Origin of the sequence: Microbacterium sp. 18062 (genome assembly GCF_902706225.1) — a bacterium.
Taxonomy (GTDB): Bacteria; Actinomycetota; Actinomycetes; order Actinomycetales; family Microbacteriaceae; genus Microbacterium.
Genome location: NZ_CACSKB010000003.1, coordinates 40,641 through 58,667, shown reverse-complemented (window position 1 = coordinate 58,667; position 18,027 = coordinate 40,641). Strand labels below are relative to the sequence as shown.

Annotated in this window: 16 protein-coding genes; 12 read left to right on the top strand and 4 right to left on the bottom strand. The window is 71.5% G+C overall.

All coding sequences use genetic code 11. The features are described 5' to 3' along the window. Nucleotides 1-5 precede the first annotated feature (5 nt). The 12 genes from GVL03_RS02090 (at nt 6) to GVL03_RS02040 (ending at nt 13,156) form a co-directional block, all read left to right on the top strand. Nucleotides 6-1,292, top strand: coding sequence for a Rieske 2Fe-2S domain-containing protein (locus GVL03_RS02090; protein WP_159499018.1), 1,287 nt, complete (start codon nt 6-8; stop codon nt 1,290-1,292). Then, nucleotides 1,282-2,115 (top strand): alpha/beta fold hydrolase, encoded by an 834-nt coding sequence (locus GVL03_RS02085; RefSeq protein ID WP_159499016.1) that lies wholly within the window; start codon nt 1,282-1,284, stop codon nt 2,113-2,115. The genes GVL03_RS02090 and GVL03_RS02085 overlap by 11 nt, the downstream gene beginning before the upstream one ends. Then, entirely contained in the window at nt 2,108-2,236 is a 129-nt protein-coding gene (locus GVL03_RS22565) for a hypothetical protein (protein ID WP_306770303.1), read from the top strand. The genes GVL03_RS02085 and GVL03_RS22565 overlap by 8 nt, the downstream gene beginning before the upstream one ends. After that, nucleotides 2,233-3,591 (top strand): deacylase, encoded by a 1,359-nt coding sequence (locus GVL03_RS02080; protein ID WP_159499014.1) that lies wholly within the window; start codon nt 2,233-2,235, stop codon nt 3,589-3,591. Before GVL03_RS22565 ends, GVL03_RS02080 begins: the two co-directional genes overlap by 4 nt. After that, the gene (locus tag GVL03_RS02075; protein WP_159499012.1) at nt 3,588-4,427 is read left to right on the top strand and encodes an alpha/beta fold hydrolase; all 840 of its coding nucleotides are present in this window, start codon (nt 3,588-3,590) and stop codon (nt 4,425-4,427) included. The genes GVL03_RS02080 and GVL03_RS02075 overlap by 4 nt, the downstream gene beginning before the upstream one ends. Next, entirely contained in the window at nt 4,420-5,613 is a 1,194-nt protein-coding gene (locus GVL03_RS02070; protein ID WP_159499010.1) for an MFS transporter, read from the top strand. The genes GVL03_RS02075 and GVL03_RS02070 overlap by 8 nt, the downstream gene beginning before the upstream one ends. A 76-nt stretch (nt 5,614-5,689) precedes the next feature. After that, entirely contained in the window at nt 5,690-6,343 is a 654-nt protein-coding gene (locus tag GVL03_RS02065; protein ID WP_159499008.1) for a TetR/AcrR family transcriptional regulator, read from the top strand. 202 nt (nt 6,344-6,545) lie between these two features. Next, nucleotides 6,546-7,568, top strand: a complete 1,023-nt coding sequence (locus GVL03_RS02060) for an ABC transporter permease (RefSeq protein ID WP_159499006.1) — start codon at nt 6,546-6,548, stop codon at nt 7,566-7,568. After that, nucleotides 7,565-8,434: an ABC transporter permease gene (locus GVL03_RS02055; protein ID WP_159499004.1), complete on the top strand. Its 870-nt coding sequence runs from the start codon at nt 7,565-7,567 to the stop codon at nt 8,432-8,434. Before GVL03_RS02060 ends, GVL03_RS02055 begins: the two co-directional genes overlap by 4 nt. A 62-nt stretch (nt 8,435-8,496) precedes the next feature. After that, on the top strand, nt 8,497-10,071 hold the full coding sequence (locus GVL03_RS02050) for an ABC transporter substrate-binding protein (protein WP_159499002.1): 1,575 nt from the start codon (nt 8,497-8,499) through the stop codon (nt 10,069-10,071). Continuing rightward, nucleotides 10,068-11,684: an ABC transporter ATP-binding protein gene (locus tag GVL03_RS02045; RefSeq protein WP_159499000.1), complete on the top strand. Its 1,617-nt coding sequence runs from the start codon at nt 10,068-10,070 to the stop codon at nt 11,682-11,684. The genes GVL03_RS02050 and GVL03_RS02045 overlap by 4 nt, the downstream gene beginning before the upstream one ends. Beyond that, a complete protein-coding gene (locus GVL03_RS02040) occupies nt 11,681-13,156 on the top strand; it encodes an amidase (RefSeq protein ID WP_159498998.1) in 1,476 nt (491 codons plus the stop codon). The genes GVL03_RS02045 and GVL03_RS02040 overlap by 4 nt, the downstream gene beginning before the upstream one ends. Nucleotides 13,157-13,208: 52 nt before the next feature. Here GVL03_RS02040 and GVL03_RS02035 read toward each other — a convergent pair whose 3' ends face one another. From GVL03_RS02035 to GVL03_RS02020, 4 genes are all read right to left on the bottom strand, one after another. Then, a complete protein-coding gene (locus GVL03_RS02035) occupies nt 13,209-14,621 on the bottom strand; it encodes an HNH endonuclease signature motif containing protein (RefSeq protein WP_159498996.1) in 1,413 nt (470 codons plus the stop codon). A 425-nt stretch (nt 14,622-15,046) separates the two neighbouring features. Then, the gene (locus tag GVL03_RS02030; protein ID WP_159498994.1) at nt 15,047-15,313 is read right to left on the bottom strand and encodes a hypothetical protein; all 267 of its coding nucleotides are present in this window, start codon (nt 15,311-15,313) and stop codon (nt 15,047-15,049) included. Between the two features lie 44 nt (nt 15,314-15,357). Further along, entirely contained in the window at nt 15,358-16,947 is a 1,590-nt protein-coding gene (locus GVL03_RS02025; RefSeq protein ID WP_159498992.1) for an FAD-dependent monooxygenase, read from the bottom strand. Beyond that, nucleotides 16,940-17,962: an ABC transporter substrate-binding protein gene (locus GVL03_RS02020; RefSeq protein ID WP_159498990.1), complete on the bottom strand. Its 1,023-nt coding sequence runs from the start codon at nt 17,960-17,962 to the stop codon at nt 16,940-16,942. Before GVL03_RS02020 ends, GVL03_RS02025 begins: the two co-directional genes overlap by 8 nt. Nucleotides 17,963-18,027 lie beyond the last annotated feature (65 nt).

Below are 18,027 nucleotides of genomic sequence, written 5' to 3'. Positions count from 1 at the left end.
GCCCCATGAGCACCACAGCCAACGACGCACCCCGCACGGGCGCCAGCGAGGACTTCGCCGGACAGGACTGGGGCTCGTGGCCCACCTACGAGGCCGCGACCCTCGGCTTCCGCGACTTCTGGTACCCGATCGCCTGGGCGCACCAGATCACCTCCAAGCCGAAGCCTCTGACGGTCGCGGGGGAGGAGGTCGTGCTCATCCGCGACGGCGACGAGATCCGCGCGCTGCACGACCGCTGCCCCCACCGCGGCGTGCCCCTCTCGCTCGGGCGGCACGAGTTTCCCGGCACGATCAGCTGCCCGTATCACGGCTGGACCTACGACCTGACCGACGGCAAGCTCGTCGCGGTCGTCACCGACGGGCCGGACTCGCCGATCTGCGGCAAGCTGAGCGTGCGCACCTACCCCGTCGAGGTGCGACTGGGCCTCGTGTGGGTCTACGTCGGCGACACCGACGACGGCGTCCCGCCGGTGGAGCGCGAGATCCCGCGCGAGCTGCTCGAGAACGACTTCTCCATGGGCGGCCGCAGCGACATCCGCGAGGGCAACTGGCGCTTCGCGGCCGAGAACGGCTTCGACGAGGGGCATGCGAAGTACCTCCACAACACCGCGCTGTGGCGCATGTTCAAGGTCATGCCCGCGTGGAACAAGACCCGTCTCGTCGAGCGCGACGAATGGCTCATCCGCGTGCAGGACGAAGTGCACTGGGAGACGAAGGTCCCCGGTCTCGGAACGTGGACGAACAAGCGCTGGTGGCGCAAGATGCCGCTCCCGGACGCCCCCGGCAAGGCCGCCGACGTCAACCCGGTCATCAAGGGCCTCGACCTTCCCGGCTTCGTGTCGATCCGTCTGCCCGGTCTTCTCCGGGTCGCGTACCCGCACTTCATCCACTACGAGTGGTACGTGCCGGTCGACGCCGAGAACGTGCGTTACGTGCAGATCATGGTGCGCTTCGAGACCGGCCGGAAGGCGGCCGCGTTCGCGTTCACGTATCTGTCCGCCATCCGCTGGCTCTTCCACGGTCAGTTCACGGCGCAGGACGCCTGGATGGTCGACGTGATGGATGCGCCGCCCGAGCGCCTGTACCGACCCGACATCTCCATCACGGGCTGGCGACGCATGTGCGAGGCGAGGGGGCTGGTCGTGCAGAAGATGGCGACGCGCCCGGACGGCAATCCCGGGATGGCCGTCTCCAACACGCCGGCGATCCGTCCGCCCGTGCTCACCACGGTGCGACGCACGGGCAAGGGCTTCCGGGCCGACCGGACGGAAGGCGCCGACGGTGCCGTCTGACCTCCATGTCGCACGCAGCGGCGACGGCCCGCCCATCGTCCTTCTCCACGGCGGCGGACCGGGGTGCTCCTGCGAGACGGACTTCGCCGAGGTCGTCCCCGTGCTCGCCGTGTTCGGCACGGTCGTCGGGATAGATCTGGACAACTTCGGGGCCTCGGGGGACGTCGTCATCGACGGCCCGGCCGTGCGCCATCATGCCGACCGGGTCGCCGGGGCGCTCGACGAGGCCGGCGTACGTCACGCGGTGTTCGTGTGCCAGTCCCTGGGCGGGACGGTCGCGCTGGCCCTCGCCGCCGAGCGACCGGATCTCGTCGCGCGCCTCGTGCTCACCGGCAGCCAGCCGGTGCCGGCGGACATCGCCGACAGCGACGAAGGGCTCGGGTCGCGTCTGCGGCAGGACCTGTTCGCCGGCGGTCCTGACGAGACCGGGATGCGACGCCTCATGGCGGCGGCCGAGTGGCACGATGCGTCCCGCATCCCGGATCGGCTGGTGCGCGCGCGCCTCTCGAACGCCGCGGCCCATCACGCCGTCATCCCGGGCGATCACCCGACCGGACGCGGCGCGCCGACGGTCCTCACGGACGTCCTCGGCACGGTCGCCCAGCACGTGCTCCTCGTCTGGGGCGAGCACGACCCGTTCGCTTCCCCGGACTACGCGCGCGAGGTCGCCCGCCGCCTGCCCCGCGCGGATCTGCGCGTCATCGCCGCCGCAGCCCATCACCCGCAGAGCGAGCGGCCGGAGGAATACCTTCGTGCCGTGCTGCCGTTCGTCGTCGACGCGCGCGTCGACGACCTTCCCGCCGAGGAGACCATCGATGCCTAAGCCCCTGCTCATCGCCGTCGTCACGATGTCGGCCGCCGTCGCGGTGCGGTTCGGGCCGGCGCTGCTTCGCCGCATCCATGCGCTGAGCGCCACGACCTTCCTCGTCGTGCGCGCCCGATGACCGTCGACCTGCGTGCCCCCGCCGCCGACCTGATCCCGCGGCCGGACGCCGAGCAGCGGGCGTGGATCGACCGCGCCCGGCGCGGGGTGGACGCGGAGCTGATCCGCACCCTCGTCGTCGACATGGTGTCGACGCCGTCGCCGACGGGGGACGAGCGGGCGCTGGCCGAGGTGCTCGCGTCCCGTCTCGACGCCATCGGCCTGGACGGACGGGTGCAGCCCATCGACGACCGTCAGGCGAACGCCACCGGCCGGCTCCGCGGGCGGGGCGACGGCGAGGATCTGCTGCTGTACGCGCCGATCGACACCCTCACCACGGGCGACCCGGCGGAGGATCTCGAGCTTCTCGGCGGAAGCGGCCTCCGCCACGATCTGCGCGCCGAGGCGACCGTCGCGGGGGACGTCGTGATGGGGCTCGGCGCGAGCAACCCGAAGGGCCACGCGGCGGCGATCGTCGCGGCCGTCGACGCGGTCCGCCGGGCGGGGATCCCGCTGCGCGGCGACGTGCTGATCGGGCTCTGCGCCGGCGGGATGCCGACCGAGAACCGTCCCCTCTCCGGCTCGTCCCGGCGCAACGCGGGTCAGGGCGCCGGCTGCGCGTTCTTCCTCGACCGCGGCGGCATCGCCGACCACGCCATCATCTGCAAGCCGGGCTGGGCCGTGCACTGGGAGGAGGTCGGGCTGGCCTGGTTCGAGTGGCGGGTGGAGGGCACCTACCACTATGTCGGCAGCCGCCACCGGATGCCGTACCGCAACCCCATCGTGATCGGCGCCGAGGTCATCCGCGAGCTGGAGTCGTGGTTCGTTGCGTACAGCGAGCGCTGGACCGACGGCCTCGTCGCCCCACAGGGGAACATCGGCGCGTTCGCCGCCGGCTGGCCGCACCTGCTCGCCGTCTCCCCGGGCGTGGCCACGTTGCGGTTCGACCTGCGCACCAGCCCCCGCGCGACGCTCGCCGGGATCCGCCGCGACGTCGCGCGTGCCGCGGCCGAGATCGGGATGCGTCACGATGTGCGGATCTCCTCCGAGATGGTGCTATCCGTTCCGGGCTCGTGGACCGATCCGGACGAATGGATCGTGCGCGCCGCCGTCTCGGCGTGGGAGGATGCGGAGGGCCGCGCGCACGAGCCCATCCTCGGCAACAGCGGCGCCACCGACGCCAACATCCTCCGTCGTCACGGCGTGCCGACGGCCCGGATCGGCATGACGCGGGTCGGCGACTACGCTCCGCTCCCGCCGGACTTCTCGCGGGGCATGAACGCCGTCGACCTGCGCGACGTCGCGGCTCTTGCCCGCACCCTCATCCAATCGATCGTGCTCACCTGCACCCGAGCCCCCGGGAGCCCTCGCCCATGACCCTCCGACACGCGTTCGCCGACACCCGTCACGGCCAGATCCACTACGTGGCCGGGGGCGAGGCCCATGCGCCGCGCGTCGTCCTCCTGCACCAGTCCCCGCGCTCGTGGGACGAGTACCGCGACGTGCTGCCGCTGCTCGCCCCCGCCCATCACGCCGTGGCCGTCGACTCGCTCGGCTTCGGCGGCTCCGTCCGCCGTGACGAGCACCTCACGATCGAGGCGATGGCCGAGGCCATCATCGACGTGCTCGATCAGCTCGGTGGGCCGGCTCACGTGGTGGGGCACCACACCGGCGGCGTGGTCGGGATCGAGGTCGCGGCATCCCGTCCCGACCTCGTCCGGTCGCTCGTGCTGTCAGGGGTGCCGTACGTCGACGCCGCCCGTCGCGCGAGCGTCGCCGCGGACCGTCCGCCCATCGACGGCGTCGAGCCGACGGACGACGGCAGCTTCCTCCTCGAGATGTGGCGCCGTCGCGCGTCGTACTACCCGGCCGACCGCCCCGACCTGCTGCGCCGGCTCGTGACGGACGCACTGCGTGTCTTCCCCCGCATGGAGGAGGGGCATGTCGCCGTCAACTCGTACCGGATGGAGGACCGACTGCCGCTGGTGTCGGCCCCGGTCCTCGCGGTGTGCGGCGAGCACGACTCGTTCTCGCTCCCGGACGTCCCGCGTCTGCTCGAGGCGGCCCCGAAACCCATGGGCTTCGTGCAGCTGGACGGCGTCGGCGTCCCCTCGGTCGACCACGACCCGGCGCAGTTCGCCGAGACGGTCGCCGCCTTCGTCGCACGGATCGAAGCCGGGAGCCCGCGGGACAGCGCCCGCACGGATGCCTGATCGTCGCCGCTCGGCCGCCCGAGTGGTGACGGCTGCGACGCTCACCATGCTCGTGGCCGCGTGGCCGCCCTTCCTCGTCGCCGTGCTGGCGCCGTCGATGTCGGCCATCGGCGTCGACGTGGCGCTCGTCGCCGGGGGAGTCGCGGTGTTCTTCGCCCTCGCCGCGGTGCTCTCGCCCCTCGGCGGACGGATGGTCGGTCGGGTGGGGCCGCAGTGCGCGCTGCGGCTCGTCGCCGGCGGGTCGGCCGCGATCTGCGGGTGCCTCGCGTTCGCGGGGGACGGGACCGCCGTCCTCGTCGCGCTGGGCGCCGTCGGAGCGCTGAACTGCATCGTGCAGCCGGCGACCAACGCGCTGATCCGCGCCGGTGTGCCCGTGCGATCGCAGGGACTCGGATTCGGAATCGTGCAGGCCGCGATCCCGTTCACCGTCGTGGCGGCCGGGGCGCTGGTTCCGCTCGTGCGATCGACCGGAACGTGGCGGGCGGCGTTCGTCGTGGCCGCCGGCGTGGGCGTGGTCGCGCTCATCGCCGTCCCCCGCTCCGCCGGGAGCGCGTCCCGTCCCCGGGACGCCGTTCGACGCGTCGCGACGCGCAGCTGGGGGTCGCCGCAGCTGGCCGTGCTCGCACTCGCGGCCGCGTGCGCGGCGGCGTCGGCGACGGCGCTCGCCGCCCTCGCCGCGTCGGGCGGGGCGGGCATGGGCCTCCCGGCGGACGCCATCGCGGTCGCCATCGCGGCCATGGGGCTCGCGTGCGCCGCGCTGCGTGCGCTCGCCGGGCGGCTGGCGGGCTGGCGGCCCGACTCGAAGGCGCCGACCGGTCTGCTCGTCATGATCGTGCTGTTCCTCATCGGCGCCGGCGGCTTCGCGCTCCTGGCCACGGGGGACCGTGACCTCTTCTCGGTGGGCGTCATCCTCGCCTACGGCTTCGGGTGGGCCTGGACGGGCGTGCTCAACCTCGTCGTCAGCTCGCGCAGCGACGACGTCGCCCGCGCGACCGGGCGCACCCAGATGGGCGTCTTCGCCGGTGCGGCGCTGGGGCCCGCCGTCTTCGCGTTCCTCGCCGGCGGCGATCCCGCGCTGCGGTTCAGCTGGACGGTCGGCGTGGCGCTCCTGCTGGTCGCCGTCGTCTGCGTCGCCGCGGTGTGGTTCCGGGACCAGCGTGGATCCGTGACCGGTGCGGATCCGTGATCAGGTGAGCCTTCGTTAAGCTGAGGCCGTGCCCGCCGCCGCCAAACCGTCTCGAGGCCGTCGATCCTCTCTCGACGTGGCGGTCATCGTGGCGACCGCGACGGCCATCGCCGACCGCGAGGAGCTCTCGGCGTTGACGATGCGGCGTCTCAGCCAGGAGCTGGGCGTGTCGACGATGACTGTCTACGGCTACTTCGCCAACAAGGACGCCATCCTCGACGCCGTCATGGACTCCATCATGGGGGACTTCGTGGTGCCTCGGCTCCAGGCGCAGTCCACCCCTCGAAGCATCTTCATCGACACGGCGCACTCGGTGTACGCGCTTCTGCATGAGCACCCGAGCGTCGCCCGGCTGCTCACCATGCGCGTCAACCGAAGCCGCAGTGCGGTCCACGCCGCCTTCGAGAACGTGCTCGCGCGATTCGTCGAGGCCGGGATGACCGAGACCGCCGCGGTGCAGGCGTACGGCGCGATGATGCAGTACACGATCGGCTTCGTGCTGTACCAGATCCCCCGGGGGCACGGACGGTTCGCCGCAGAGACCGGTCGCGACGTGGTGGGCAGCGAGTACTACCAGGCGCTCGGCGCGGACGAGTTCCCCGTGATGACGGCGATGGCCGACATCCTCCCGTCGCTTCCGGAGCGCGCCCTCTACGACGCGGTGATCACCGCGCTCGCAGACGGCCTCGGTCTCGGCTTCGCCGCCGATGCGGCCCAGCGCGCATCCTGAGTCCTCGCCCCGCCCGCACCCACGACGCTTCGCTTCGCTTTGCATCGCCTCTCCGCCATCGACCGCACCCGCGACGCTTCGCTTCGCTTTGCATCGCTTCGCATAGCGAACGCACGTCGCAATCTTCACTGGTGCGAAACGCGCTCGAAACGCTGCCCTCAGAAGATAAACGTACAAAGTACGAAATCGCGAATGAGGTGTCATGGCAACGACGGTCGCCACTCCGGGCGCGGCTCCGCCGGGAGTCGCAGCGCTGCGCCGATTCAAGATCCCGCCGGCGGTCGCGTACATCCTGCTGCGCGTCCTGCGCGGGGTCGGCGTGCTGGTCGTGCTCTCGGTCCTGGCCTTCGCGATGGTCCGCTCCCTCCCCGGTGATCCCGTCGAGAACCTCGCGGGCCCGTACAGCACCGCTGAGCAGCGCGCGCTCCTCGCCGAGTCGCTCGGGCTGAACCAGTCCGTCTTCACGCAGTACTTCCTGTGGGTCGGCCGCGTCTTCACGGGCGACTGGGGAACGTCTCTGTACACCGGGCTTCCCGCGACGCAGCTCATCGCGGAGCGCCTGCCCAACACCGTGGAGCTGGCCGTGCTCGCCACCGTCATCTCGATCGCGTGGGGTGTTCCCGCCGGGGCCCTCGCGGCCCGGTATCAGGGGCGGCTCGTCGACGGGATTGTGCGGACCCTGACCTTCCTCGGCATGGCGGTGCCGGTCTTCGCCTTCGGCGTGATGGTCGTGCTGCTGTTCACGACCTTCTTCCGCGACTGGCCCACGCTCGCGTTCGTGCCGTTCGCGCAGGACCCGTTGCGCAATCTCATGACGATCCTGCTTCCAGCGCTCACGCTGGGCCTGCCGATGGGCTCGACCCTCTGCCGCTTCACGCGGGCGTCGATGATCGACATCTACGAGCAGGACTACATCCGCACCGCTCTCGCGGGCGGGTCGAGCCTCATGGGCGCGACGATCCGGCACGGGCTGCGGAACGCGTCGGCGCCGGTGGCGACGATCGCCGGCCTGCAGCTGGCGGGCCTCATCGGCAACTCGATCCTGATCGAGAACGTCTTCGCCATCCCGGGGCTCGGTCAGCTCACCGTGACGGCGATCACGCAGCGGGACTACGCCGTGGCGCAGGCGACCATCATCCTGCTCGGCGCCGTCTACATCGCGATGAACCTCGTCATCGATCTGCTCTACCCGATCCTCGACCCGCGCATCGGAGGCAAGCGATGACCGCCGCAGCGACGACCATGCAGGCGCGGCCCCTCGGCGCGACGGCCCGCACGTGGGTCTCGGCGGCGCTGCGCCGACCCGCCCTGCTCGGCGGCGCAGGGCTGCTGCTCGCGCTGGTGGTCTTCTGCTTCATCGGGCCGCTCCTGCGACCCTTCGGCCCCAACGAGATCTCCGGGCTCCCCCTCGCCGCGCCGGATGCCGTGCACTGGCTGGGGACGGACGACCTCGGACGCGACGTGTTCGTGCGGCTCGCCGTCGGAGGGCACTCGTCGCTGGCGATCTCGTTCTTCGCCGCCACGCTCGCGGCTCTCGTGGGCACGGCGATCGGGCTTGCCGCGGGACTCTGGGGCCGGTGGCTCGACGCGGGGCTCATGGTGTGCGTCGAGCTGGTGCTCGCGGTGCCGGCCATCCTGCTCGCGCTGTGCGCCGTCACCATCTTCGGCGGCTCGATCCCCGCGGTCATCGGCGTCCTCGCCATCGCCGCCGTCCCCGAGTTCGCGCGACTCGTGCGAGCCAAGTGCCTCGAGCTGCGCGAGCTCGACTTCGTCCTGTCGGCGAGGGTGTCCGGGGTCGGCGCCTCGCGGATCGCGCTGCGCCACCTGCTTCCGAACACGTTCTCGGTCATCGTCGTGCAGTTCGCCAACACCGCGGCGATCAGCATCCTTCTCGAGGCGTCGCTGAGCTACCTGGGCCTCAGCGTCCAGCCGCCCACTCCCAGCTGGGGGCGCATGATCTTCGACGCCCAGACCTACATGACCATCGCTCCGTGGCTGGCCGTCGCGCCGCTTCTGGCGATCCTTGCCCTCTCGAGCGGATGGGGCCTGGTGGGCGAGAGCCTCGCCAACCGCCGCCGAAGGGTCGACTGAACCCGCTCGCACCACCCGACCCGTCTCTTTCGCACCACCCGAACCCTCACGAGGAGCATCCGATGAAGATCTTCCGCACCACCGTGGCCCTTGCCGCCGTGGCGGCCCTGACGGCGACGCTGGGCGCGTGCAGCGCCGGCGACGCCGCCCCCGCCGCCACCGATGCGGCGGCCGGCGAGCCGGTCGCCGGGGGAACGCTGATCGTCGCCGACAACGCCCAGCCGACGAGCGGGTTCGACCCCGTCCTGGCGCAGGCGTTCAACGCGAAGCGATTGGCGTCCCAGTTCTACGAGAGCCTGCTGAGCCTCAGCGCGGACGGCACGGAGGTGGGACCCGGGCTCGCGACCGAGTGGGAAGAGGTGTCGCCCACCGAGTACCTGTTCACCCTGCGCGAAGGCGTCACCTTCCATGACGGCAGCCCGCTGACGGTCGACGACGTCGTCTTCAGCCTGGAGCGGATCATCGACCCCGACACGTTCTCGCCGTACGCGTCGCTGTACAGCATCGCGGACGTCGAGGCGGTCGGCGACGAGCAGGTGCGCGTCACGCTGGCGCAGCCGCAGGCGTCGTTCATCCGTCTCATGGCGCAGCCCTGGAGCGGCGGGATCGTGAACGAGGCGTGGGTGGAGTCGCGCACCGCCGACGAGATCAAGACGCAGGAGAACGGGACCGGTCCGTTCACCCTCGCCTCCTTCCAGGAGGGCGCCGTCATCGAGACGGTCGCGTTCGAGGACTACTGGGACGAGGGACTGCCGTATCTCGACGGGGTGAACTACCGTCTGATCGCCGACGAGACGACGATCGTCCAGGCGCTCACCTCCGGCCAGGTCCAGATGGGTCAGGTTCAGATCCCGACGAACCGCAGCGCCGTCGAGGCCGCCGGTCTCTCCATCGGCGACTCGCCGTCCACGGGCACGCAGTGGATGGCGATGAACACGCTCGACGGTCCGTTGGCCGACATCGACGTGCGCCGCGCGTTCAGCCTCGCTCTCGATCGCGAGCAGATCATCGAGACCGTGACCTTCGGGACCGGCTCGCTCGCGTCCGTCGTGCCGCCGGGCGACCCGCTCGGGTGCGTCATGACCGACGAGTCGCCCTACTACGAGCGCGACGTCGAGGCCGCCAAGGATCTGCTCGCGCAGGCCGGGTCGCCGACGCCGACCGTGACGATCCAGCTCGGCGACAGCGCCAAGACCGGCATCCAGGCCGCACAGCTGATGAAGGAGCAGGTCGCCGAGGCCGGCATCGATCTCGAGATCAAGACGGTTCCCTTCAACGAGCAGGTGTCGAGCGTGCTGTCGGCGGACTGGGGCAGCGACATGGTCCACCTGACATCCGTGCTCAACGCCGACCCGAGCCAGTACGTGTCGCTTTGGTTCGAGCAGGGCTCGCCGACCACTCACGTCGACGATGCCGAGCTGTGGTCGATGATGGATGCGGCCAAGGCCGACATCGACGGGATCGAGGCGCGGGCCGCCGACTACCAGGAGATCTGCGACTACATCGCAGACAACGTCTACATGGTCGTGCCGTACGCGGCGCCGGTCGCGTGGGACGTCTGGAGCAGCGACCTGCACGGCTTCACCGCCGACGTGACCAACACCCGTCTGTACCTCAAGGAGGCCTGGCTGTCATGATCGACCGGAACCGGGTCGTCCTCGACATCGAGAAGCTCACGATCGCCTACGGCGACAACACCGTCGTGCGCGACGTCGACCTGACCGTCCGCGCCGGGGAGATCTACGGTCTCATCGGCGAGAGCGGGAGCGGGAAGAGCTCGATCGCGATGGCATGCCTGCGACTGCTGGACTCGTCCGCCGCCGTGTCGGCGGAGCGTCTGGCGGTCGACGGCGACGACGTGCGCTCCTTCGGCGCGCGGGAGATGACCCGGCTCCGGGGCAGACGGATGGCCATGGTGTTCCAGGACGCCATGGGGGCGCTCGATCCGACGATGCGTGTCGGGCGCCAGATCGAGGAGGTCGTGCGCCGCCACCGCGGACTCTCGCGACGAGACTCCCGGCAGGAGGCGATCGCGCTGCTCGGCCGCGTCGGCGTGCCGAACGCGCCGGAACGCGTGGACCAGTTCCCGCACCAGCTCTCGGGCGGGCTCCGGCAGCGCGCCGCGATCGCGCTGGCTCTCGCGGGCGAGCCCGACCTGATCTTCGCGGACGAGCCGACGACCGCGCTCGACGTGACGGTGCAGGCGGGCATCCTGGAGCTCTTCCGGAGGATCCGAGACGAGCTCGGCGTGGCGATCGTCCTCATCTCGCACGACATGGGCGTCATCGCTCAGACGGCGGATCGGGTCGGGGTGATGCTGCGCGGCGAGCTCGTCGAGCACGGCTCTGCGGCCGAGGTGCTCCTGCGTCCGCAGCACGAGTACACGCGGCGGCTGCTGGCGGCGGCGCCGACGGTCGACGGCGACGTCGTGCCCACGACGACCGACTCGCCGGTGAAGCTGCGCGTCCGCGATGTGTCCCGGGTCTACAAGTCCGGGGGCCGCCCGGTCACGGCGCTCAGGGGAGTCAGCCTCGACGTGCACGAGGGAGAGGTCCTGGGGATCGTCGGGGAGTCGGGGTCGGGCAAGAGCACGCTCGCCAAGCTGCTGGTGCAGCTCGAGTCCCCGACGACCGGGACGATCGCGCTCGACGGCGAGGACTACTCCCGCATGCGCGGTGCCGCGCTGCGGCGTTTCCGGCGGCGGGTCCAGATGGTGTTCCAGCATCCGGCGGGCTCGTTGAATCCGCGCCTGCGGGTCGGACGCGCCGTGGCGGAGCCGCTCGCGGTCGCGGATGTGCCCGCCGACCGGCTGCGCGAGCGCGTCGCCGCCGCGTTCCGCGAGGTCGGCATGGCCGGCTTCGAGAGACGGTTGCCGTTCGAGCTGTCGGGCGGGCAGAAGCAGCGGGTCGGAGTGGCTCGGTCGATCGCGGGCTCGCCCGAGATCATCCTCCTCGATGAGCCGACCTCTGCTCTCGACCTCTCGGTGCAGGCCCAGATCCTGTCGCTGCTGACCCAGCTGCGCGCCGCCCACGGTCTGACGATGATCATGATCTCGCACAACCTCGCCGTGGTGCGGGCGATGAGCGACCGGGTGGCGGTGATGCGTGCGGGAGAGGTCGTCGAGATCGGCACGGCGCACCAGATCTTCACGCACCCGCAGCATCCCTACACGCGGGAGCTGCTCGACGCCGTGCCGTCGCCCAACCCGGCGGTCCGCTCGTCTCGCGAGGTCATGGAGCACGCGGCATGACGGACGAGGGCGTGCTGGGCCTCGACGGTGTGGCCCAGGCCGCGCTCGTGCGCGGGGGAGAGGTGTCGCCGACCGAGCTCGCCGACCTCGCGATCGCGCGCATCGAGAGGATCGATCCGGTCGTCGGGGCCGTCGTCCATCGTCGTTACGACGCAGCGCGCCGCGAGGCGGCACAGGTCGACTCCGAGGCGCCGCTCGCCGGCGTGCCCACTCTGATCAAGTGCACGACCGCCATCGCCGGCGAGCCCCACGACCTCGGGTCGTGGGCGCTGTCGAGACGAGGGCGGCGGGCCGCGGCGGACGCCCCCATGGTGGCCGCCTACCGTGAGGCGGGTCTCGTGCTGCTCGGCCAGTCCGCGGCGCCCGAGTTCGCGCTCGTCTCGACGTCGGAATCGCGTGCCCACGGCGTCACCCGCAACCCGTGGGCGCTCTCCCGCACGTCCGGAGGGTCGTCCGGAGGCGCCTCGGCGGCGGTCGCCGCGGGGTACGTGCCGATCGCGATGGGGGGAGACGGCGGAGGCTCCACGCGAATGCCCGCGTCGTTCTGCCACCTCGTGGGGCTGAAGCCCAGCCGGCGTCTGATCGGCACGGCTCCGGGCGGTGACCGGTGGGGCCACAGCGTGCCGGGAGTGCTGACCCGCTCCGTCCGTGACACCGCGGTGATGATGGACATCCTCCGAGACGCCATGCCGGGAGACCTCGGACGCCGATTCGACCGAGGAGCCTTCACGAAGGCGCTGGACAGCGATCCTGCGCGGCTGCGCATCGGGGTCGTCACCAACGCGTCGTCGTCGGCGGCGCCGGTCGATCCGGAGGTGGATGCGGCCGTCGTGCGGGCCGCGGCGGTCTTCGCCGACCTCGGGCATCACGTCGAAGAGGCCTATCCTGCCGCGCTCATGTCGGAGGAGAACACCAGGTACTTCTTCGACGCGCTGAGCGTGACCGCGACCGCTTCGATCGATGCCCTCGGCGAGGAGCTCGGCGCGCCCATCCCGGAGGAGGAGCTCGATCCCGTCGTGCTGCACTGGCACCGGCGCGGCATGTCGATCTCGGGAATCGAGCTCGCGCGGGCGTTCGTCGGCATCGAGAAGCTGACGGCCGACCTCGCGCAGTGGTGGGACTCCGGCTTCGACCTGCTCCTCGCTCCGGTGTTCCCGGAGCCGCCCCGCCTGCTGGGCTGGCCGTGGGCGGATCCGAACGGCATCCAGGACTCCGTGGACGTGCTTCGTTTCACGGCGCCGTTCAACTCCTCGGGGCAGCCGGCGCTGGCGCTGCCGGTCGGGTTCGCGTCGTCGGGGGCGCCGGTGGGCGTGCAGATCGTCGGGGCGGTGGGCAGCGACGATCTGCTCCTCGCCGTCGGGCGCCAGTTCGAACGCGCGCGTCTCTGGGAGAACGAGCGGCCCGTGCTCGACGACGCCGTGCTCGCCCCGTACCGCGGTCCCGAACAAGTCGTGCGGCCGCGCGCAAGCTGAGCGCGACAACAGGCTGAGCGCGCCAGAAGGCGGTGCGTGAGAAGGCGGTGCGTTAGAAGGGCGGCGGATCGCCGCCGGGATCGGCGCTCGGGTCTGGCGGTGGGTCGCCGGGATCGGGGCCGTCGTGGGGCACGAAGTGCACGGTGGGGACCGGCGGCTCATCGATGTAGACGTGCCCGAGGGGTGACGTCCATTCGAGAACGCCGCCGCCCCGTTGTCGGACGGCCCAGGGCGTGAACTGCTTCATCGAGTGATGCCGTTGGCAGAGGCACTCGAGGTTGTGGATGCACGTGGGTCCGCCCTCGCAGTGGTCGATCGTGTGGTCGGCTTCGCATCTGATGGCGGGAACGCGGCAGCCGGGCCAACGGCAGTGACGATCGCGGGCGCGAAGGAACAGGCGTTGGGCAGGGGTGGCCAACCGCGTGTCTGCGTGCAGCACGGTGCCTGCGATCGGGGCGGTGACGACTCTGACCCAGTGGCGTCCCGCGGCGCCGGTCGCGTCGGCGAGCTTCCGGGTGGTGTCGGCGTCGATGGGGGAGCGTCCGACCAGGTCGGCGGGACGTTCATCGGCGCCCAGCAGTGTGAGCGCGGGGACCACGACCTGCACCGTGGCGCGGATCGCGCCCAACGTGCCCGGCCCGTCGTCGGAGCGGGTGGGATCGGCGCCGGGCTGGGCGGTCAGCAGCATGTCGGTGATGATGTCGGCGCGCACCTGATCGATCGTGCGGTCGTCGGACGCGACGAGTGCATCCTGGTCGTGATCTTCCGCTCGCCGGAACGCCGTGCCCGCGGCGCCCGCACCGGTGGCGTGGCCGGCGGTCGCCGCATCCGCCGCGGCCCGGGCCCTGAGGCGCTCCTTCGCCTGCGTTCGGGCGTCGATGATGGTGCGGCCCTGCTGGGTGACCCGATCGTGGATGCCTTCGATCAGCAGGGTCGGTCCGGTGAGGATGAGCCCGGACATGCCGTCGCCGACGGCGAAGGTGCGGACGCCGCGTTGCTCGCGGGCCTCTTGGTGCCGTTCGGTGAGAGTGCGGGGGTGCACGCTCTCGGCGAGGATGGCGAGCTCGTCGCGTAGCCGGCCCGCGCTCTTGTCGGGAGGGAGCGGTGTGCCCAGCTCGGTGATGAGGTGGACGTGGGCCTTGGTGATGTCGCCGGACTCGTATGCGGCGAGCGTCGCCGGGTAGTCCCGCACACGCGTCGCGGCGTCGCCGATCTGCCGTTGCAGGGAGCGGTCGGATGCCTTCGTCGCGGCGGCGATCTCGGCGGCGAGCCCGCGGAGCGCCATGTCGCGGCCCTTGCTGCTCGAGGCCTGCTTCTGCGCGAGATCGAAGGCCCGGGTGAGCGTGCGCCACCGCTGGGCGTCGACCGCCGCCGCTTGGCGGTTCAGCGATGCGACCTCGTGCACGATCTCGGACAGCGCCGCGGCATCGGCGTCGCTGAGCCCCTGGAACGTCTTGTCGTGCATCGTGCCCTCGATCTGTCGTAGGCAGCACGGCTGTGCTGCCTGACGCCGGGGCACTCGGCGGTTCGGCGGCCGGCGCGATTCCCGGAGAAGCTCGTTTCCGACCTGAGACGACTCTCTCACGGACCTCCGACATCGGACCGGCGTCGGCCGGTCTCATACGCCGAACGCGCGTTCGGGTGGAGCTGGCGTCTTCCGGATGCTGCCGTGCCGGCGCGGGACGGCAGCTCCTGAGCTCGCGCCTGTGACGCGGCGTCCGAGGCACGGTTCCCTCCTCTGGAACGAGGCCGAGACGCGTCCGGACGAGGGCGCCGTCGACGACGAAGATCGTGTGGACGTGCTCGCCCGGTCGCATGGCGTCGGCGGGGTCTTCGAGGCGGGCGCCGACGTCGACGGGACTGAAGCCGACACGCAGACGGCTCCGTGCGTCACCGGTCGGTCACCAGCACCCTCACGCTCTGCGACGCCGGCTCGAAGAGGAGCCGGAACGCCATCGGCGAGACATATGGCACAGCAGCAACCTGCGGTCGGCTGGTATCCGGCGCCGCACGCGCGACGGCGATCCTCACCTGGACGAGTTCGCGTTCGACGCCGCTGATGCGGGCGCCGAGCTCGGCCTCGGCCTGATCACACGCGTCGCGTCGGCCGAGCGACGCTTTGATGGCGACCTCCCAGATGCTGGCCGCGCTGAACATGAGCGTGAGCCGGGACGAGCCGATCGATCACCCGCAGCGGTTCGTCACGACACGCTCGCGGCGGTCCTCCCGAGGATCGTGTCGAGCACGCCGGCGTGGCCCGGAGCGTCGCCGATCCAGGCGACGTGCGCATCGGGGCGGAGGATCAGTGCGGCGCCCCGTGAGGGGCGCCCGAGCAGACCGTCGATCGTCTCGGTCTCGAGGGCGACCAGGCTCGTCGCCACTCCGGCTGAGCTCCCGGCGTCGACGAACCAGGCGGGATCGTGCTGGGGCCCGTGCAGCAGCGCGAGCCCGCCGCCCGGAGCGTCGACGAGTGCGCGTCCGTCGGGCAGGGACCGGTGCGGCACCTGCTTGCCGATCTCGGCGAACGGTGACGTGGAGAACCTCTCGGCCGCACCCGTGGCAGGCAGCACGGGGGAGTCCCGGTAGACGTAGCCGTGGGCGGCGATGCCGAGCGAGAGACGGGCGAGGTCGCGGCGGGAGATGTCCTCGAGGATGGCCGCGTCGCGGTCCGCGCCCTCGTAGCGCGCATACTCGGCCAGGCGGTGGGGGCCGCGCACGTCGACCTCTTCGACCAGCGCTCGGCTGATGCTCCAGCGCTCGGCCTCGAACGAGTCGAGCAGCGCCTCGCCGCCCCACCCCTGCAGGCGTGCCGCGAGCTTCCACCCGAGGTCGGCGCCGTCGGCGATGCCCTGCTGAAGACCCAGCGCGCCCGGGGGCGTCGCGTGGGCGGCGTCGCCCGCGAGGAACACGCGGCCCTCGCGCTGGCGTTCGGCGTAGAAGGCGTTGGCGCGCCACCGGCGCACGCCGGCCCACTCGATCTGCACGTCGCCGCGCACCGCGAGCCGCACCAGGGCGGCGGCATCGGTCAGGAGCGGCTCGACGTGAGGCGCCGCCTCCTCTATCTGGAGTGTCCAGCGACGCCCCGCATCCTGATGCAGCACATAGCCGAGGAGATCCTCGTTGATGACCCAGTACTGGTTGTGGTCGCCGAGGCCGTGCAGCTCGCCGAGCCCCGGCGCGATGAACTCCACGGTGTGGCGGGTCGCGAAGTGGCGATGCCCCTCGATGCCTATCCCGACGGCGGTGCGGGTGGGACTGTTCGCCCCCTCCGCGCCGACGGCGTACTGCGCGTGGACGGTCGAGGGGATGCCGGCCCCGTCGCGGACGACGACGCTCACGCCGCCCGCATCCTGGATCAGCTCGCCGTCGAAGGAGCACCCGTACAGGGTGGTGACGCTCGGCTCCTCGGCGATGGCCTCCCGCAGCACCGTCTCGAGCACGGAGGACGGCACGTTCTGCATGGTCGCCGGCGCCTGTGCCGCGTCGTCGCCACGGCCGCGCGGCCCGCGCACGTCGAGCACGCGATCGCACAGTCCGGTCGTGATCACGCTGGTGCGCGGCCATCCGGGCGGGACCGGCGCGCGGTCGCGGATCTCCTGCTCCACCCCGAGCGTTCGCATGATCGTCATGACGAGCGACGATGCTCCGCCGGCGCGCACGCCCGGGAGCGGCTCGTGGCCCTTGTCCACGAGCACGGTACGGATGCCGCGCCGTCCCAGAGCGAGCGCGAGGGTGGCGCCGGTGGGGCCGCCGCCGAGGATGACGACGTCGGTGTGCAGAGCGTCACTCACCGTAGATCTCCTCCAGGATCGAGGTGTCGAACAGCGACTCGTCTGCGGCGATGCCGCGCTTGTCGAGCGTCGCGAGAGTACGTTGGATGCCGTCCTCGGAGAGCCAGAAGATCCCCGGCGCGTCGCCGTCGGTCTCGAAGAGGGACACCTGCGCGGTGGCCTGCGCGAGCTGCTGATCCGGATCCAGCCCGTTGTCCTTTCCGTAGACGTTCACGGCGAGGCCGGCGGCCGCCTCGGGGTCGGCCAGCGCGTCGTTCCATCCCGCGATCTCCGCGCGCATGAACCGCACGATCGCGGCGCGCCTGACCGGGTCGGCGAGGGCGCTCTCGGTGACGATGTAGGTGAGGTCGAGCTCGTCGAAGTTGTTGTCGGCCATCGAGATCAGCACCGGCTCGATGCCCTGCGCCTCGAGCACGAGCGGCTGGCTGGTGGCGATGGTCATCATCGCGTCGACCTGCCCCGACAGCAGCGGCGCGGCATCCCCCTGGATCGAGACCAGTTCGACGGCATCGGGGTCGACGTCGTTCGCCTCCAGGAAGGCCTGCGCGACGGCGAAGTTGCTCGAGATGGCGCCGAGCTTCCTGCCCTCGAGATCTGCGACCGTCTCGATCGGATCGTCGGGAAGCGACATGATGACGGATGCGGAGTGCTGATAGCCGGCACCGATGATCTTCAGCTCGGCCCCTTCGGCGCGCGCCATGGCGTCGTTCGACGCGGACGAGATGCCGATGTCGGCGGTGCCCTGCGCCACGAGCGGGTCGATGGCGATGCCGACGCCGCCGGGGGTCATCGTGACGGTGAGGTTCTCGTCCTCGTAGTAGCCGTTCTCCTGCGCCATGTAGCTGCCGGCGAACTGCGCGTTCGCGATGAAACGCAGTTGCAGGCCGAGGTCGGCGTGGGCGGCGGAGGTCTCGGCGGCGGGCTCGGACGGCGTCGAGACGCAGGCGGTCAGGGCGAGCGCGGCGGCGATCGAGACCGCGGCGGTGCGGATCGCGCGCGAGGCGTTGCGGGGCATGGGTTCTCCTTGGATGGGGACGGGGATGCGGATGCGGGCAGGCGGATGGGGCCGGGGCCCTGGCG

Excerpts from the sequence above, each read along its gene's own strand:
- GVL03_RS02090 (WP_159499018.1), top strand. The coding sequence starts at position 6 with ATGAGCACCACAGCCAACGACGCACCCCGCACGGGCGCCAGCGAGGAC.
- GVL03_RS22565 (WP_306770303.1), top strand. The coding sequence starts at position 2,108 with ATGCCTAAGCCCCTGCTCATCGCCGTCGTCACGATGTCGGCCGCCGTC.
- GVL03_RS02080 (WP_159499014.1), top strand. The coding sequence starts at position 2,233 with ATGACCGTCGACCTGCGTGCCCCCGCCGCCGACCTGATCCCGCGGCCG.
- GVL03_RS02075 (WP_159499012.1), top strand. The coding sequence starts at position 3,588 with ATGACCCTCCGACACGCGTTCGCCGACACCCGTCACGGCCAGATCCAC.
- GVL03_RS02070 (WP_159499010.1), top strand. The coding sequence starts at position 4,420 with ATGCCTGATCGTCGCCGCTCGGCCGCCCGAGTGGTGACGGCTGCGACG.
- GVL03_RS02060 (WP_159499006.1), top strand. The coding sequence starts at position 6,546 with ATGGCAACGACGGTCGCCACTCCGGGCGCGGCTCCGCCGGGAGTCGCA.
- GVL03_RS02055 (WP_159499004.1), top strand. The coding sequence starts at position 7,565 with ATGACCGCCGCAGCGACGACCATGCAGGCGCGGCCCCTCGGCGCGACG.
- GVL03_RS02050 (WP_159499002.1), top strand. The coding sequence starts at position 8,497 with ATGAAGATCTTCCGCACCACCGTGGCCCTTGCCGCCGTGGCGGCCCTG.
- GVL03_RS02045 (WP_159499000.1), top strand. The coding sequence starts at position 10,068 with ATGATCGACCGGAACCGGGTCGTCCTCGACATCGAGAAGCTCACGATC.
- GVL03_RS02040 (WP_159498998.1), top strand. The coding sequence starts at position 11,681 with ATGACGGACGAGGGCGTGCTGGGCCTCGACGGTGTGGCCCAGGCCGCG.
- GVL03_RS02035 (WP_159498996.1), bottom strand. The coding sequence starts at position 14,621 with ATGCACGACAAGACGTTCCAGGGGCTCAGCGACGCCGATGCCGCGGCG.
- GVL03_RS02030 (WP_159498994.1), bottom strand. The coding sequence starts at position 15,313 with ATGTTCAGCGCGGCCAGCATCTGGGAGGTCGCCATCAAAGCGTCGCTC.
- GVL03_RS02020 (WP_159498990.1), bottom strand. The coding sequence starts at position 17,962 with ATGCCCCGCAACGCCTCGCGCGCGATCCGCACCGCCGCGGTCTCGATC.